We start from the raw sequence: 14,338 nt of genomic DNA on the forward strand, positions 1-14,338 counted from the left end.
TGCCCATGTCTGGTTTTATGTCTCGTTCCTGTCTTTCCCTTTCGCTTGCCCTCTCGCTACTGGCGCCGGCCATTGCCCCTGCGCTCGCCCAGACCGATGACGGCACCACAGACGCCACCCCGGCGGCAAAGCCGAAGCAGCTGGTGATGATCTCCTTCGACGGCGCCCACGACAACGCGCTGTGGCAGAAGAGCCGCGAGATGGCCGCCAGGAACGGCGCGCATTTCACCTATTTCCTCTCCTGCACCTTCCTGATGAACAAGGAGGCGAAGAAGGCCTATCAGGCGCCGCACCAGAAGCCCGGCCGCTCCAACATCGGCTTTGCCCAGAGCGACGACGAGATCCGCGAGCGCCTCGGCAACATCTGGCACGCCCATCTCGAGGGCCACGACATCTCCAGCCACGCCTGCGGCCATTTCGACGGCCGCCAATGGAGCGAGGCCGACTGGTCGGACGAATACGCCACCTTCCACCGGACGCTGAAGAACGCCTGGACGGGCGTCGGCCTCGATGAACCGAAGGGCTGGCAGGATCTGGTCGACCACGGCATCCACGGTTTTCGCGCCCCTTATCTGTCTGCCACCGCAGGCTCGGACATGATCGCCGCCGAAAAGAAGGCCGGCTTCACCTATGACGCCAGCCTCGTCACCAAGGGTCCGGCCATGCCGGTCGAGGAAGGCGGCATCATCCGCTTCGGCCTGCCCTTGATCCCCGAGGGCCCGCGCGACCGCCCGATCGTCGGCATGGACTACAACCTCTTCGTCCGCCACTCCAAGGGCGAGGAAGACAAGGCCGACAGCAAGGAATTCGAAGACCGCGCCTACGCCGCCTTTTCCCGCGCCTTCGACAAGCAATATGCCGGCGACCGCATTCCGCTGCAGCTCGGCTTCCACTTCGTCGAGATGAACGGTGGCGCCTACTGGCGGGCGCTCGACCGGCTGGTGAGCGATGTCTGCCGTAGGGCTGATGTGGCTTGCGTGAGCTATTCCGAGGCGATCCCTGTGATCAAGGCGCGCGGCAAGCTGCAGGGGACGCCGGCTTCGGGGTTGTGATTTTTTTTGAGGGAGGCCGTCAGGCGTTCTGCCGTGTGCCCCCTCATCTGCCTGCCATTGAACGTTTTACCGTGTGATACCCCCCTCTGCCCTGCCGGGCATCTCCCCCACAAGTGGGGAGATTGGCTAGGGGCGACCGCTCCACGCTCATTGTTTGGCTGAGAGCAAGCCACGAGTCGATCTCCCCCCTTGTGGGGGAGATGTCCGGCAGGACAGAGGGGGGTATGGCTCGGCACTGACATCAGCGACATCGCCATCGAACCCTCCCCATACCACCACCCCGCCTCACGGGCACAACCATCCACCCCACAAAACAAATCCCTCAACCCGCTCAACACTCTAACCCCGTCACCACACATTTCTCATCCCCACCCCGCACCGCCCCGCCATACTCCCCTCGTCACCGCACTGGGAGCCGGGTCGCGAACCGGATGCTCAGCCGCTCGAAATCCGGCGTGGGGTGATGGTTGCCAAGGGGATATGACGCCGTCAGGGCCGATGATCCACCGGCAAGACCGATCCGAGAGACGCTCCTGTCGGGTCGGGCGAACCGGAAACCGCGGTGATCGGGCAGGCGGACAGCCTGACAACCAATACCATCGATACCAAACCGCCTGCCCTTCCCGTTTCATGACGTCGACCGTCGCGAGGTTTTGCTTCGCGCGCGGTTTTGGTGTGCGTGCTGGGGTGGATGATGGGTGGCGTTCTGCCGTGTGATACCCCCCTCTGCCCTGCCGGGCATCTCCCCCACAAGTGGGGAGATTGGCTGGGCTCATCCGCTCTCTCCTACCTCAACGTTTGTTGTGCAGTTGGGGAGCAAGCCACGAGTCGATCTCCCCCCTTGTGGGGGAGATGTCCGGCAGGACAGAGGGGGGTATCCCGGGCGCAAAGTAGGCTGCAAACGCACCCCCGCAAACAAAAAACGCCGCGCATCCAAGAACACGCGGCGTCTCCCAAACCCAACCTCACCCCAACTAGCCGTCGGCGTGAATGATCCCCTGCTCGCGCTCCAGATAGCGCTGGTCGATATCCGGCAGCGGCTCGCCGTCGATGGCGGACTCGAAGGTGCGCAGGCGCTTGTAGATCGAGAGCAACTCGACGATCGTCGTCCACGAATTGACGAGATACTGGAACGAGCCGCGCACCTGGTCGAAGACGTTGTTGATCTGCGTGAGCAGGCCAAGCGTCAGCTTGCCGGCGACGATCGACGGGACCAGCACGATCAGGCTGAACAGGTTGTCGGCCTGCAGGTAGAAGATGCGGGCGACGTTGAAATACATGTAGTGGAAATAGAGCCGGAAATAGTTGCGGCGCACATTGGCGAAGAGCTCGGCCACCGTCGGCGGCGTGGCGCGGTCGGCATGGTCTTCGCCGTAGACGAGTTCCTTGCGGTAGGACGCTTCGACGCGCTGGTTGCGGAATTCGAGGCCCGGCAGCTTGATGCCGACGAGGCCGAGGAACACCGTGCCGAACACCGACCAGAAGATCGCCGCCCAGACAAGCGCATGCGGCACGTCGCCGATCAGCGGCAGTTCGGTGATGCTGGCGCCGATCTTGAAGAGAACCGGCAGGAAGGCGATCAGCGTCATGACGGAGCTGACCAGGCTGACGCCGAGGCTTTCGACCGTCGACGAGAAGCGCATCGTATCTTCCTGCACACGCTGCGAGGCGCCTTCGATGTGGCGCAGCTTCGGCCAGTGGGCCATGTAGTATTCGTTCATCGCCGTGCGCCAGCGGAAGATCCAGTGGCTGACGAAGAACAGGTTGAGCACACCGACGGTGATCGCCACGAAGGCGATGCCGGCAAAGCCGAGCATGCCGAGATAGAGCTGCGAGGCGGTGACGGGCGCGGTCTTGGCCAGCGCCTGCTGGATCAGGTCGTAGAACGGACCGTACCAGGCATTGATGGCGACGCTGACCTGCACCGAGAAATAGGTGTTGAAGATGATCAGCGCCGAGCCGAGCACCGACCACATCTGCCAGCGATGCGGGCTGTAGGTGAACCAGAAGCCCGCGAAGATGGCGACGAAGACGATGTAGTAGATGTAGAACCACAGGAACGGCGTCGACCAGAACACGGAGACGCCAATCGGCGCTTCCTGCCCGGCAGCCAGCGGCGGCAGGCCGATCGCGGCGCCGAGGCTCGAGCCTCCGAAATACCAAAGGAGGACGCCGATGAGCGCCCAGACGACGGCCGATGTGAAGAAGAGTTTCGGCTTCGGGAAGTAGGATAGAAACACGGGTGGGATTGCTTTCCTGAACGAGTGTCTTCGCAAGCTCTATACGAGCGATTGCGCCGGAAATTAAGGCAGTTCGCGGAAAGCGGCAATGGCCTGACGCCATTGTTACGCAATTGTAACCGCTTAGGAGAGCTTCTTGATCACAGGCATGACCATGGCGGCGCAGACGACAAGCGCTACGGCCGCCACGTAGGTGGGCGCGACGAAGCTTCCCGTGCGCTCGGCAAGCGCGCCGGCGACGATCGGCCCGACGATCTGGCCGAAGCCGAAGGCGGCCGTCATCATCGCAAACGCCCGGCGAGGACTTGCGGGCACCAGCCTGCGGCCGATCTGCAGACCGTAGGCGGTGATGGCAAGGAAGGTCGCGCCGAACAGCGCGCCGCCAATCAGCGGCGCGACGGATGGCGGCAGCATCACGGTCGCGAGCACACCGAGCGCCTCGACCAGAAGGGCCGCGACATAGATCCAGCCGAGCCCGAGCGGCCGCACAAACGGCTTCCACGCAAACAGCGCGACGGCAGAGGTCAATCCGGCGATGAACCAGCAGAGGAATTCGACGACAGCGCCTGATGCCGCCATCCGGGCGATGGTGACAAGGAACGTGGCGGTGATGACATAGCCGAAGCCGAAAAGGCCATAGGAGATCGTGACCAGGAGCATCGGCCGGCTCCATGTGATCGGCGGCTCCTTGCCGGCTTGCCCACTAGCAACGGGGCCCGCAGGCAAAAGCAGCCAGACGAGCACGAGGCTGATTGCCGAATAGATCGCCCCGCCGATCCAGTCGATCCGCCAGGCATCCGGGCCGCCATGCGCGATGAGCCCGATGACGAAGACCATCACCGACGACAGCGCGATCCCCGCCCCCGGCCCACCGAAATGCGCCGATTGAACATGGTCGTTGCCGGCCGCAGCGCCGTGGCTGAGCACGATCGATGAGGTAAAGATCATCGCGAATGCGCTGGCGAGGCCGGCGAGAAAGCGGATGACGGCAAAGAGCATGACGGAATGGGTCATCGCCATCGCGGCGAGCAGGATGGCATTGGCGAGAAGTGCCGACAGCGCCACCTTGCGCTCCCGCCCCGCCGCCCAGCCATAGGCGGCGAGAACCGCGCCCACGAGATAGCCGACGAAATTGGCCGAGGCGATGAAGCCGGCATCGGCGGCAGACAGCGGCACACCGCTCATCATGCCGGGCAGGATCGGCGTATACGAAAACCGCCCGAAGCCCATGGCCGCCGCCATGGCGATCATTCCGGCCAATGCCGTGCGAAACAGGGGTGCATGGGAAGGTGTGGGGGGAAGTTCATTGCGAGCCAACATGGCTCGCTTATCGCGCCGCACACCGCGAGCCGCAATCAAGATTTTCTGATGAACCCATCAATTCCGGAAATTTTCGGCCTTCCCTTGAAACGCCATATCTTACGATATATGTTTTACGACATAATCAACGATACATCATAAGGAGTGATCGATGAGAGGTTTTAGAGGTGGAATGATGGGTGGCGGCGGCTTTCGCATGGGGCGGAAGTTCGCGGCGGGCGACCTGCAGCTGGTGATCCTGGCGCTCTTGGCCGAACAGCCGCGCCATGGCTACGAGCTGATCAAGCTTCTGGAAGAGCGCTCCGGCGGCTTCTATGTCCCGAGCCCCGGCGTCATCTATCCGGCGCTGACCTATCTGGAAGAAACCGGCCTCGCCGAGGTCGAGGCGGAGGGCACGAAGAAGCTCTACCGCATCACCGAGAGCGGCCGCAAACAGGTCGAGGAGAACAGTTCCATGATCGAAATGACGCTTGGAAAGCTGGAACGCATCGGCGAGAAGATGGCGCATGTGCGCCGTATCTTCGATCCGGAGAGCCGTGGCCCTGAAAGCTATGGCCGGGAACGCGAGGAAGAAGCCTTCCCCGAGGACAAGAGCGAAGTGGTCGCCGCCCGCATGCTTTTGAAATCGGCGCTGAAGCTGCGCTATCCCTGGTCGAAGGACGAAGCCAAGCGCATCGCCGGCATCCTCGAACGCGCCGCCGCAGAGATCTTGCAGCAGCCCAAGCAGCAGGACTGAAAAGCGAAAAACGCCGCCCGTCGAACAGGACGAGCGGCGTTTTCGGATACTAAGCGTCAATCAACGCGCGATCAGAAGTTTTCCCAGTTGTCCGCCTTGAGAGCGGCGTTGCCTGAGAAGGCATTGGCGAGCTTCTGGCCGAGGTTTCGAACCGGCGATGCAACGGGGGCTTCCCTGCCCGGCGCCGCACGCAGCTGACCCGCCTGCGGCCGGTTCGCATTGGACAGCTTGAAGAGCGCCAGGAGCTCGTTCAGCGACGCGACTTCGCTCGACAGTCCGTGCGTGGTTGCGGTCGTCTGCTCGACCATGGCGGCGTTCTTCTGCGTGTCCTGGTCCATCTGGTTCACAGCGGTGTTGATCTGCTGCAGGCCGGACGACTGCTCATGCGCGGACTCGACGATCGCATTAACGTGGCGATTGATCTCCTGGACCTCTGCGACGATCGACTTCAACGCGCGCCCGGTCTCGCCGACCAGCTGAACGCCTTCGGTCACCTGCTGATTCGAGGTTGTGATCAGGTCCTTGATCTGCTTGGCGGCACTCGCCGAGCGCTGCGCAAGTTCACGCACCTCCTGCGCCACCACGGCGAAACCCTTGCCCGCCTCGCCGGCTCTTGCAGCCTCCACGCCCGCGTTGAGCGCGAGAAGGTTGGTCTGGAACGCGATCTCGTCGATGACGCCGATAATGCTGCCGATCTCGCCGGCCGACTTCTCGATCTGCTCCATGGATCGGACGGCCTGCACCACGACTTCGCCAGACCGTTCCGCGTCCGTACGGGCCTTCGCAACCAGATCGCCGGCCTCCTGCGCGCGCTTCGTCGCGTCCTTCACCGTCGTCGTGATCTGTTCCAGCGCTGCCGCTGTTTCCTCGACGGCTGCCGCCTGCTGCTCCGTGCGGCGCGCCAGGTCGTCGGCGGCCGATTTGATCTCGCGGGCGCCGGCATCGATACCGCGCGCATTGTCCGACACACGTGTCAGCGCGCTCTTCAGCTTCTCCGCCGAGTTGTTGAAATCGCCACGCACTCCATCCAGTTCCGAGGTGAACGGCTGCTCGATGCGATAGGATACGTCGCCATCGGAGAGCTTCGACAGGCCGAGGGCCAGATTGTCGACCGCGAACTTCACGGCCTCCGCCTCCCGCGCCTTGCGAGCCTCCTGCTCGATGCGCTCACGCTCCGAAAGGCTGCGGTTTGCATCCGCTTCCTCTTCGAGGCGCACACGCTCCAGCGCGCCGTCGCGGAAGACGGCAACGGCCTGCGCCATCTGGCCGACTTCATCCTTGCGTGTCAGGCCGTCTATGTCCGATTTGGTCTCGCCATCGGCAAGAGACAGCATGCGGTTGCGAAGCCGATCGATCGGCTTGGTGACCCCGCGCGCAACGATGAAAAGGGCGGTCATGATGCCGAGGAAAAAGATCGATCCGAGGGCTACGAGAGAGGTCAGGATCGTGTTGTTGGTACGCGCGGCCAGCCGATCGGTTTGCGCGATGATGTCAGTCACCCCGGCATCGTTCCAGCCGCCGATGCCTTTGCGCCATTGAGCGATCTGCTCGCGAAGTGCATCCATGGCCTGCAGTGCGGCTGTCGTATTCCCCTGCCCGTCGAGCGCGATCGCCTTGTCCATCTGCTCGAAGATCACCAGTTCCGACTGCTGGTACGTCCTGATCGCATCTGTCTTGGCGGGAATGAGCTTGAACAGTGTATCAAACTGCGCAGCCGAACTCGTTTTGGCGGCCTCGTAAGCCTTATGTGCGTCCGCCTTGCTGGCCGACGCCGGAGGCGCCGAGAGGACCTGATAGACTGAATAGGCTGCTGTTACCATCTGCGAGGGCAGCCGAGTCGCCACGACCGCGCTCATATTGTCGTGGCTGATGAAATCCGAATAGGTCGTGCCGATCTTTTTGAATTCATACGACATGACGGCGGGGCCAACGACGCCGATCGCGCATAAGGGAAGCAGCACGGACAGGAATTTGGTACGAATTTTTGCGTTCTGCAGAAATGACATGCTTAGTCCCGATATTGGGTGCGCCCTTGTGTTCCCCGCGTTGGAAGGACGTACCATTAAACCTGAACATTCACGGATGGCGCCCAGTCATTGGTCGTTTAGATCGATCTAATCGATCGCACGATCTTGCTTAACGAGATCTTATTGCGGCGCACAAGACGAGCCTTCAGCCTGCGGCAAACGCGCGCAGCAAGGCGGCGCGACGATCGAGTGCGATCTGCGCGGCATCGAGAGACAGCAAGAAATCGGGCACATGCTCGCTTCGGCGCATCGACCTAAACGACGCGCATCGAAGAAAATTCAGGATGAGACGAGAACGGATCTACGCCTGCCCATCCGGCAGCGTCAGGATCATCGGCCCGTTGCGGGTCGCGACCACGGTGTGTTCGTATTGCACCGTCGGCGCCTGCGGATCGGCATAGAGCGTCCAGGCGTCGTCGCCGCCCTCGGCCCATGTGGCGCCGAGCGACAGGAAGGGCTCGACGGTGAAGACCAGCCCGTCCGTCATGATCCGCTTCTCGGACGGGTCCGGCCATGTCGAAAGTTCGCCCGGCTCCTCGTGCAGCGAGCGGCCGACACCGTGGCTAGCGAGGTTCGCCACCAGCGTATAGCGGTTCTTGGCCGCGAACGCGCCGATCGCCTGGCCGATCTTGGCCAGTGGCTCGCCCGATTTCACCTGGTTGAGACCGACCCAAAGCGCCCGCTTGCCGTCGCGGCAGAGCTTGTCGAGCTTCGATTTCGACGGCGGCACGACGAAGGAAGCGCCGGTATCGGAGAAGAAACCGTCCTTTTCGGCCGAGACGTCGATATTGACGAGATCACCCGGGCGGATGACGCGCGAACCGGGAATGCCGTGCGCGATCTCCTCGTTGACGCTGATGCAGGTCGCACCCGGAAACTGGTAGCAGAACTCCGGCGCCGAGCGCGCACCGGCACTTTCCAACACCTTGCGGCCGATATCGTCGAGCTCCTGCGTGGTGATCCCGGGCTCCATGGACGACGCCATGATCTGGATCGCGTTGGCGCAGATGCGACCGATCTCTTTGAGCTTCAGGAGTTCGTCTTCAGTCTCGATAATCATGAAATTCCGTTTCCGGCCCTAAGGTTACGGCCGGTCGGCCGGCTCTCGAATCTGGAACAGAACACGACGCCGGGGGAAATCCAATTCATCCTTTACGCCATGAAGCTCCTGCTTTAGGCGCTGGCTTTCGCCCCTTCGCCGCTCTCAGTCAATGCCTTTCTGACGATCGGCGCGACTTTCGTGCCGTAGAGCTCGATCCCGCGCATGATCTGGTCGTGCGGCATCAGGCCGATCGCCATCTGCAGCAGGAAGCGGTCGTTCTTGAACAGCTTGTGATGCGCGATAATCTTTTCGGCCACCACTTCAGGATCGCCGACGAAGAGCGCGCCCTTCGGCCCGCGCGAGGCGTCGAAATGCGGGCGGCTCGTCGGCCCCCAGCCGCGCTCGCGGCCGATCCTGTTCATCACTTCCGCCTGCGGCCCGTAGAACTGATCGGCCGCCGCATCCGTCGTGTCGGCGACGAAACCGTGCACGTTGATCGATGTCTTGAGCTTGGCCTGATCCTGCCCTGCGCGCCGTGCCGCCTCGCGGTAGAGATCGAATAGCGGCGCGAAACGATGCGGCTCGCCGCCGATGATGGCCAGCGCCACCGGCAGCCCGAGCGCACCCGCGCGCGCCACCGACTGCGGCGTCCCGCCAACCGCGATCCAGACCGGCAGTGGGTCCTGGAACGGCCTTGGATAAACGCCGCGCCCGTTGATCGCAGGCCGCATCTCGCCCGACCACGTCACCGCCTCGCTGTCGCGAAGCGCCAAAAGCAGGTCGAGCTTTTCCTCGAACAGCTGGTCGTAATCCTCGAGATTATAGCCGAACAGCGGGAAGGATTCGATGAACGACCCCCGCCCCGCCATGATCTCGGCGCGGCCGTTGGAGAGAAGGTCGAGCGTCGAGAACTGCTGGAACACCCGCACCGGATCGTCGGAGGACAGCACGGTGACGGCGCTCGTCAGCCGGATGTTTTTGGTCTTCACCGCAGCAGCAGCCAGCGCCACTGCTGGCGCAGACGCCGCGTAATCCGGCCGGTGATGCTCGCCCAACCCAAAGACGTCGAGCCCCACCTGATCGGCAAGCTCGATCTCCTCAATCAGATGCTTCAACCTCTCGGCCCCTTCCGCCCCCTTGCTCCTCGAAGGATTGGGGTTGACGTCTGCGAAGGTATAAAGGCCGAGTTCCATAGCGTGCATCCCGTTGAAATCTTTAGATTGCAGATAAGGATGGCCGAGGTGGGGCGCAATGACAAATTCTAGAACGGATCGTTCGATAAAGTTGATGGGGAGCTAGGCGGAACGACAGCTAGCGTCGTAGAAACGGCGATCCCAACCTCCGCTCAGCATCGAGGCACATCACCAATGAAGCTGGACACCCGTCATAAGATCTATGGCCATACGATTGCCGAACATATCGAAACGGTGTCAGGCGAACTCGATGTCGATGCCGTCGGTTTATGGCAAATCGTTCCGGCCGGGCGGGAAGGCTTTCAGCTGGAGAACGCGGAGCTCACCGAGTTTATAAGACAATGCATCCTGGCGCTGCTTGCCTCGGGCGCCAAGCCTGTGAAAGGCGGCGGGGGAACGAGGTTCGACTGGATTCTACAAACACATTACGGCGAGTCTGACCTGGAAATCGCCAATTCGATTGTAAGCGAGTGGCTGGAAACCGGAGCCCGAGATGTCAGTCCCGGAGGAGTGTGGTTCGCATTGCCGTCGCCGTCGGTCGGCTTTTCTTAGGGCACGGGCCGAGACCGCCTCCGATAACCGTACCCGCCCCAACCGCCAAATCCGACTCTCATTTCAAGCACTTCAGAGCCTGAACGGAATCATCCTGCGAACCGCCTCGTGGCGCAGATAGAGCCCGCCCCAGGCCATCAGCCCGAGATAGACGCCGAAGAGCAGGTGCGAAAACACCGGGCTCCCGACCCTCAAATGCGTGGCGATCGCGCCGCCGAGCAGGCCGGTGAGCAGGATCGCCCCGAGCACCGAGGTGCGCGGGATGGCGTATAGCAGGGCGCAGGCAAGCGTGATGATGCCGAGGCTGCGGGCCAGCATCGGGTCGGCAGAGTAGCCGAGCGCCGTCAGCGTCTCGGTCACGGGCGCGATCGGCACCAGCTTGATTGCGCCGTCGAAGACGAGGAAGGCGACGATGAGGCCGCTCAGCACGAGGCCTGTGATTGTCTGCCAGCGCGGCTGCGCCGGATTTGAATCAATGACTGCGGACATCGTCCCATCCCCTTGTTCGGTTTGTCCAAATCACATCCGCGCCAAAAGCTCGGCGAGCTGATCGGCGCATTTGCCCCAGCCCTCGTGGAAACCCATTTCCTCGTGGGTCTTCTTGTCCTCGGCGGTCCAGTGGACGGCCGTTGCCGTGTATTTGGTGCGGCCGTTGCCGAGATCCTCGAGCAGCACGGTCGCCGTCATGAACGGCTTCTCGGATGGCACCCAGGCGCTGGTATAGGCGTCCGTGAAGACCAGCTTCTCGTTCTCGATCACTTCGAGATAAACCCCGCGATTGGGAAACTCCTGCCCCTCGGGGCTGCGCATGACGATGAGGTTGGCGCCGCCGGCGCGCACGTCGAGCTTGGCGTCCGATATCGTCCAGGGACGCGGCACGAACCATTCCTTCATCAGCTCGGGATCGGTCCAGGCTTTGAAGATCTTTTCGCGCGGCGCATCGAATTCGCGGACGAGAATAAGCTCGTGCATGGCGGTCATGTGTCGTCTCCTGTTTCGTGAAACCTGTTCTTGATCAGTCTGTTACAAGAACGTGTGAGATGTCGCCGATCCGACAAGGCGCAAGGTTATTTCTGGAATTATTTCACCGCCGGCAGCGCCGGCTCCGTCTTCAGGCTGTCGATCTGCCGGCGGATATGCGCAGCCTCGGGTGCGGAATGCGCCAGCGCGATCGCCCGATCGAAAGCCTCGCGCGCCTCCCGCGGACGGCCGATCTGCTTCAACAGCCCGCCGCGCAGGCCGTGATAATAGAAATAGCCGTCGAGCTTTTCACCGAGCGTCTCCACCAGCGTCAGCGCCTCGCCCGGCCCTCTGAGCTTCGAGACGGCGACCGCCCGGTTGAGCGTGATAACAGGCGACGGCTGCATGCGCTCCAGCGCACGATAGAGCAGCTCGATCTCCTCCCAGTCGGTATCCTCAGCCCTCTTGGCGCGCGAATGCAGCGCCGCGATCGCCGCCTGAAACTGGTAGGTCCCGGGCTGCCGGTGGCGGATCGCCTTGTCGAGCAGTGCCAGCGCTTCGTTGATCAGCTCGCGGTTCCAGAGCGACCGATCCTGATCTTCCAGCAGCACGATCTCGTTGTCGGCGCTGAAGCGCGCCGGGCGGCGTGAGATCTGCAAGAGCATCAGCGCGAGCAACCCCATCAGCTCCGGCTCGCCGGGGAAGATGCGCAGCAAAAGCCGCGCCAGCCGGATCGCCTCGTCGGAAAAAGCGCAGGCCTCGGCTTTGGGATCCGCCTGGCTGTAGCCCTCGTTGAAGACGAGGTAGATCATCGTCGAAACGATCGACAGCCGCTCGGCCCGCTCCGCCGCATCCGGCGTCTCGAAGGGAACGCCGGCCTTGGCGACACGCGCCTTGGCCCGCGTGATCCGCTGCTCCATGGCGCTCTCGCCGACCAGGAAGGCGCGGGCAATCTGCTGCACGGAAAGGCCGGATACGATCCGGAGCGCCAGCGCGATCTGCTGCGTCGCCGGCAGGTCGGGATGGCAGCAGATGAACAAGAGCCTCAGAATGTCGTCGCGGTAGTTGGACGTATCCAGCCGCTCGGCGATATCGCTCTCGGCATCGGAAATCAGCTCCTCGTCGGGCAGCGCCTGTGTCTTCGAGCGCTTGCGCACCGCGTCGATACCGCTGTTGCGACCGACGAAGATCAGCCAAGCCGTCGGATCGCGTGGCGGCCCCTTGTCCGGCCAGGTTCTGACAGCGCGCAGGCAGGCCTCCTGGAAGGCCTCTTCCGCGATATCGAGATCGCGGAAGTATCGGAGCAGCGCGCCGAGCGCCTTCGGCCGGGCGGAAGCGAGCGTCACGTCGATCCAGGCAATGTCTGTCATGTCGCACTCTCTCCCGGCCGGAACACGTAGAACGGCCTGATTTCATAGGATGTGGAGCCGGGATTGACTGATGAAAGCTCCTTGGAAAAGGCGACGGCCTCCTCCAGCGTGTCGAAATCGACCACGTAGAAACCGAGCAGCGCCTCCTTGGTCTCGGCAAACGGCCCGTCGAGCACCAGCGGCTCTTCCTTGCCCTTGCGCACGGTGGTGGCCGCCGTCGTCGGCATCAGCCGCCCGACCGGCCCGAGCTTGCCGCTTTCGGCCAAGGGTGCCTGAACCGCATAAAGCTTCGCCATCACAGCGTCCTCTTCCTCCTTGGTCCAGGAGAAAACCCGCTCTTCATCGGCATAGCAAAGGATCGCATACAGCATCTCATACTCCTCTTCCTCAATGACGAAGGAGTAACCCGCCCGCCGACAGGACGCAGCAAAAAATTGCGGAGGTGAGGGCTCGCGGTCCGGCGAGGCCCGAACGCAGCACCGTTGCATTTACGGTAACGTACTTCCGCACCGCCGCTACCCCATGGTCTGCTGCCATCGATCTTGACCGGCAGGGAGACCCCGCATGAGCGCCGTCGATATTTTCGCGTGGATCGTGCTGATCGTGCTGGCGGCCAGCACGCTTGCGGTCGTCCTCTTCCTGGCGATACTGCCCGGCATGATCGCTCGCAGGCGCAATCATCCCTGGGCGAAGGCCGTCAGCGTCGGCGGCTGGGTGACGCTGCTGCTCGGCTTCGCCTTCTGGCCGCTGGTCGTGATCTGGGCCTATGTCGACATCCCACGCGCGCCGGATGCGGAGAAGAACCGATGATCGTCGTTCTCCTCAACGTCTATCTGGTCATCCTCTTCCTGCTGGTAAAGTTGAAGATCGTGCCCTTCAACCTCTTCTGGAAGGTATCGCCGGCGCTGGTCTTCCTGCTGCTCCTGATCGGCCTGTTCATCCCCATGGGCTGGGGCGCGCCACAGGGCGCGGCATTGGTCGTGCGCAATTCCGTGGCGATCGTCCCCAATGTCGCCGGCGAGGTCATCGATGTCCCTGTTATCGCCAACGCGCCGCTGAAGGCGGGCGACGTGCTTTTCCGCATCGACCCCGTGCCCTACCAGGCAAAGCTCGACGCGCTCAAGGCGCAGCTCGAACTCGCCACACTGAGGCTCTCCGAGACGACGCGGCTGCAAACCACAGGCGCCGGGCGCGGCTTCGACGTCGAGCAGGCGCAGGCGCAAACCGACCAGCTGAAGGCCGAGATCGCCGAGGCGCGGTGGAACCTCGACAAGACGGTGGTCCGGGCGCCCGCCGACGGCTACGTCACCAATCTCGCGCTTCGCAAGGGCGCCCGCGTCAGCAGCCTGCCGCTGGCACCCGTCATGGCCTTCATCGATACGTCGGACACCATCATCGGCATCGAGATCGCGCAGATCAACGCGCGCTACATAACCCCCGGCCAGCCCGTCGAGATCACCTTCAAATACGCGCCGGGCAAGGTCTATACCGGCAAGGTGGAAAGCGTGCTGCAGGCGGTGGCGAGCGGCCAGACGCAGACCTCGGGCCTGGCCGTGGCGCCGAAGGAGATCGCCTCGCTGCCGCTGGCCGTCCGCATCAGGCTCGACGACAAGCACTTCGCCGACGTGTTGCCGGCAGGCAGCACCGGAGATGCGGCGATCTACACCGATCACGTCACGCCGACGCACATCATCCGCAAGGTGCTGCTGCGCCAGATCGCCATCACCAACTACGTCAATCCGTTCTGAGCGCCCTCCCACAGAAGACAACTGCGGATAGCGGCCATAAATTTCTGCTATCCCACGTTTTCGCCACAATGCCCCCTTCAGTTTGCTGCAATGCAAAA

Annotated in this window: 14 protein-coding genes and 1 pseudogene; 5 read left to right on the forward strand and 10 right to left on the reverse strand. The window is 62.8% G+C overall.

The features are described 5' to 3' along the window. Positions 1 to 17 precede the first annotated feature (17 nt). Complete coding sequence (locus J5286_RS15925) at positions 18 to 1,052, forward strand: polysaccharide deacetylase family protein (RefSeq protein ID WP_209191316.1); 1,035 nt, start codon at positions 18 to 20, stop codon at positions 1,050 to 1,052. A 78-nt stretch (positions 1,053 to 1,130) separates the two neighbouring features. Here J5286_RS15925 and J5286_RS31740 read toward each other — a convergent pair. The 3 genes and pseudogenes from J5286_RS31740 to J5286_RS15935 all read right to left on the reverse strand — a co-directional run. Beyond that, a pseudogene (locus tag J5286_RS31740) lies at positions 1,131 to 1,284 on the reverse strand (bifunctional diaminohydroxyphosphoribosylaminopyrimidine deaminase/5-amino-6-(5-phosphoribosylamino)uracil reductase RibD); the annotation flags it as partial. Positions 1,285 to 2,026: 742 nt separating this feature from the next. Then, the gene (gene bacA, locus J5286_RS15930; RefSeq protein WP_018897293.1) at positions 2,027 to 3,292 is read right to left on the reverse strand and encodes a bacteroid development protein BacA; all 1,266 of its coding nucleotides are present in this window, start codon (positions 3,290 to 3,292) and stop codon (positions 2,027 to 2,029) included. Positions 3,293 to 3,415: 123 nt separating this feature from the next. Beyond that, positions 3,416 to 4,612: a YbfB/YjiJ family MFS transporter gene (locus J5286_RS15935; protein WP_209191244.1), complete on the reverse strand. Its 1,197-nt coding sequence runs from the start codon at positions 4,610 to 4,612 to the stop codon at positions 3,416 to 3,418. 151 nt (positions 4,613 to 4,763) lie between these two features. On the opposite strand from J5286_RS15935, the gene J5286_RS15940 reads away from it, so the two are divergent. After that, the gene (locus J5286_RS15940; protein WP_209191245.1) at positions 4,764 to 5,348 is read left to right on the forward strand and encodes a PadR family transcriptional regulator; all 585 of its coding nucleotides are present in this window, start codon (positions 4,764 to 4,766) and stop codon (positions 5,346 to 5,348) included. 71 nt (positions 5,349 to 5,419) lie between these two features. Here J5286_RS15940 and J5286_RS15945 read toward each other — a convergent pair whose 3' ends face one another. From J5286_RS15945 to J5286_RS15955, 3 genes are all read right to left on the reverse strand, one after another. Further along, positions 5,420 to 7,354 (reverse strand): methyl-accepting chemotaxis protein, encoded by a 1,935-nt coding sequence (locus tag J5286_RS15945; protein ID WP_209191246.1) that lies wholly within the window; start codon positions 7,352 to 7,354, stop codon positions 5,420 to 5,422. Positions 7,355 to 7,676: 322 nt separating this feature from the next. Next, on the reverse strand, positions 7,677 to 8,435 hold the full coding sequence (gene map, locus J5286_RS15950) for a type I methionyl aminopeptidase (RefSeq protein ID WP_047506259.1): 759 nt from the start codon (positions 8,433 to 8,435) through the stop codon (positions 7,677 to 7,679). Positions 8,436 to 8,548: 113 nt separating this feature from the next. Next, positions 8,549 to 9,610: an LLM class flavin-dependent oxidoreductase gene (locus J5286_RS15955; protein ID WP_018897289.1), complete on the reverse strand. Its 1,062-nt coding sequence runs from the start codon at positions 9,608 to 9,610 to the stop codon at positions 8,549 to 8,551. A 174-nt stretch (positions 9,611 to 9,784) separates the two neighbouring features. On the opposite strand from J5286_RS15955, the gene J5286_RS15960 reads away from it, so the two are divergent. Further along, positions 9,785 to 10,162 (forward strand): hypothetical protein, encoded by a 378-nt coding sequence (locus J5286_RS15960; RefSeq protein ID WP_209191247.1) that lies wholly within the window; start codon positions 9,785 to 9,787, stop codon positions 10,160 to 10,162. Positions 10,163 to 10,234: 72 nt separating this feature from the next. Here J5286_RS15960 and J5286_RS15965 read toward each other — a convergent pair whose 3' ends face one another. The 4 genes from J5286_RS15965 to J5286_RS15980 form a co-directional block, all read right to left on the reverse strand. Further along, complete coding sequence (locus J5286_RS15965; RefSeq protein ID WP_209191248.1) at positions 10,235 to 10,651, reverse strand: DoxX family protein; 417 nt, start codon at positions 10,649 to 10,651, stop codon at positions 10,235 to 10,237. Between the two features lie 30 nt (positions 10,652 to 10,681). Then, entirely contained in the window at positions 10,682 to 11,143 is a 462-nt protein-coding gene (locus J5286_RS15970; RefSeq protein WP_112536870.1) for an SRPBCC family protein, read from the reverse strand. Between the two features lie 98 nt (positions 11,144 to 11,241). Then, positions 11,242 to 12,492 carry an RNA polymerase sigma factor gene (locus J5286_RS15975; RefSeq protein WP_209191249.1) on the reverse strand — a complete coding sequence of 417 codons (1,251 nt, stop codon included), beginning with the start codon at positions 12,490 to 12,492 and terminating at the stop codon, positions 11,242 to 11,244. Then, the gene (locus J5286_RS15980) at positions 12,489 to 12,863 is read right to left on the reverse strand and encodes a YciI family protein (protein ID WP_018897284.1); all 375 of its coding nucleotides are present in this window, start codon (positions 12,861 to 12,863) and stop codon (positions 12,489 to 12,491) included. The genes J5286_RS15975 and J5286_RS15980 overlap by 4 nt, the downstream gene beginning before the upstream one ends. A 193-nt stretch (positions 12,864 to 13,056) precedes the next feature. On the opposite strand from J5286_RS15980, the gene J5286_RS15985 reads away from it, so the two are divergent. Next, the gene (locus J5286_RS15985) at positions 13,057 to 13,302 is read left to right on the forward strand and encodes a DUF3302 domain-containing protein (protein ID WP_209191250.1); all 246 of its coding nucleotides are present in this window, start codon (positions 13,057 to 13,059) and stop codon (positions 13,300 to 13,302) included. Beyond that, on the forward strand, positions 13,299 to 14,240 hold the full coding sequence (locus tag J5286_RS15990; RefSeq protein ID WP_209191251.1) for an HlyD family secretion protein: 942 nt from the start codon (positions 13,299 to 13,301) through the stop codon (positions 14,238 to 14,240). Before J5286_RS15985 ends, J5286_RS15990 begins: the two co-directional genes overlap by 4 nt. Positions 14,241 to 14,338 lie beyond the last annotated feature (98 nt).

It is taken from the genome of Rhizobium sp. 16-488-2b, from assembly GCF_017741815.1.
In the GTDB taxonomy this organism is placed as follows: domain Bacteria; phylum Pseudomonadota; class Alphaproteobacteria; order Rhizobiales; family Rhizobiaceae; genus Rhizobium.

Excerpts from the sequence above, each read along its gene's own strand:
- J5286_RS15955 (WP_018897289.1), bottom strand. The coding sequence starts at position 9,610 with ATGGAACTCGGCCTTTATACCTTCGCAGACGTCAACCCCAATCCTTCG.
- J5286_RS15985 (WP_209191250.1), top strand. The coding sequence starts at position 13,057 with ATGAGCGCCGTCGATATTTTCGCGTGGATCGTGCTGATCGTGCTGGCG.
- J5286_RS15980 (WP_018897284.1), bottom strand. The coding sequence starts at position 12,863 with ATGCTGTATGCGATCCTTTGCTATGCCGATGAAGAGCGGGTTTTCTCC.
- J5286_RS15925 (WP_209191316.1), top strand. The coding sequence starts at position 18 with ATGTCTCGTTCCTGTCTTTCCCTTTCGCTTGCCCTCTCGCTACTGGCG.
- J5286_RS15975 (WP_209191249.1), bottom strand. The coding sequence starts at position 12,492 with ATGACAGACATTGCCTGGATCGACGTGACGCTCGCTTCCGCCCGGCCG.
- map (WP_047506259.1), bottom strand. The coding sequence starts at position 8,435 with ATGATTATCGAGACTGAAGACGAACTCCTGAAGCTCAAAGAGATCGGT.
- J5286_RS15965 (WP_209191248.1), bottom strand. The coding sequence starts at position 10,651 with ATGTCCGCAGTCATTGATTCAAATCCGGCGCAGCCGCGCTGGCAGACA.
- J5286_RS15970 (WP_112536870.1), bottom strand. The coding sequence starts at position 11,143 with ATGACCGCCATGCACGAGCTTATTCTCGTCCGCGAATTCGATGCGCCG.
- J5286_RS15960 (WP_209191247.1), top strand. The coding sequence starts at position 9,785 with ATGAAGCTGGACACCCGTCATAAGATCTATGGCCATACGATTGCCGAA.
- J5286_RS15945 (WP_209191246.1), bottom strand. The coding sequence starts at position 7,354 with ATGTCATTTCTGCAGAACGCAAAAATTCGTACCAAATTCCTGTCCGTG.
- J5286_RS15935 (WP_209191244.1), bottom strand. The coding sequence starts at position 4,612 with ATGTTGGCTCGCAATGAACTTCCCCCCACACCTTCCCATGCACCCCTG.
- J5286_RS15990 (WP_209191251.1), top strand. The coding sequence starts at position 13,299 with ATGATCGTCGTTCTCCTCAACGTCTATCTGGTCATCCTCTTCCTGCTG.
- J5286_RS15940 (WP_209191245.1), top strand. The coding sequence starts at position 4,764 with ATGAGAGGTTTTAGAGGTGGAATGATGGGTGGCGGCGGCTTTCGCATG.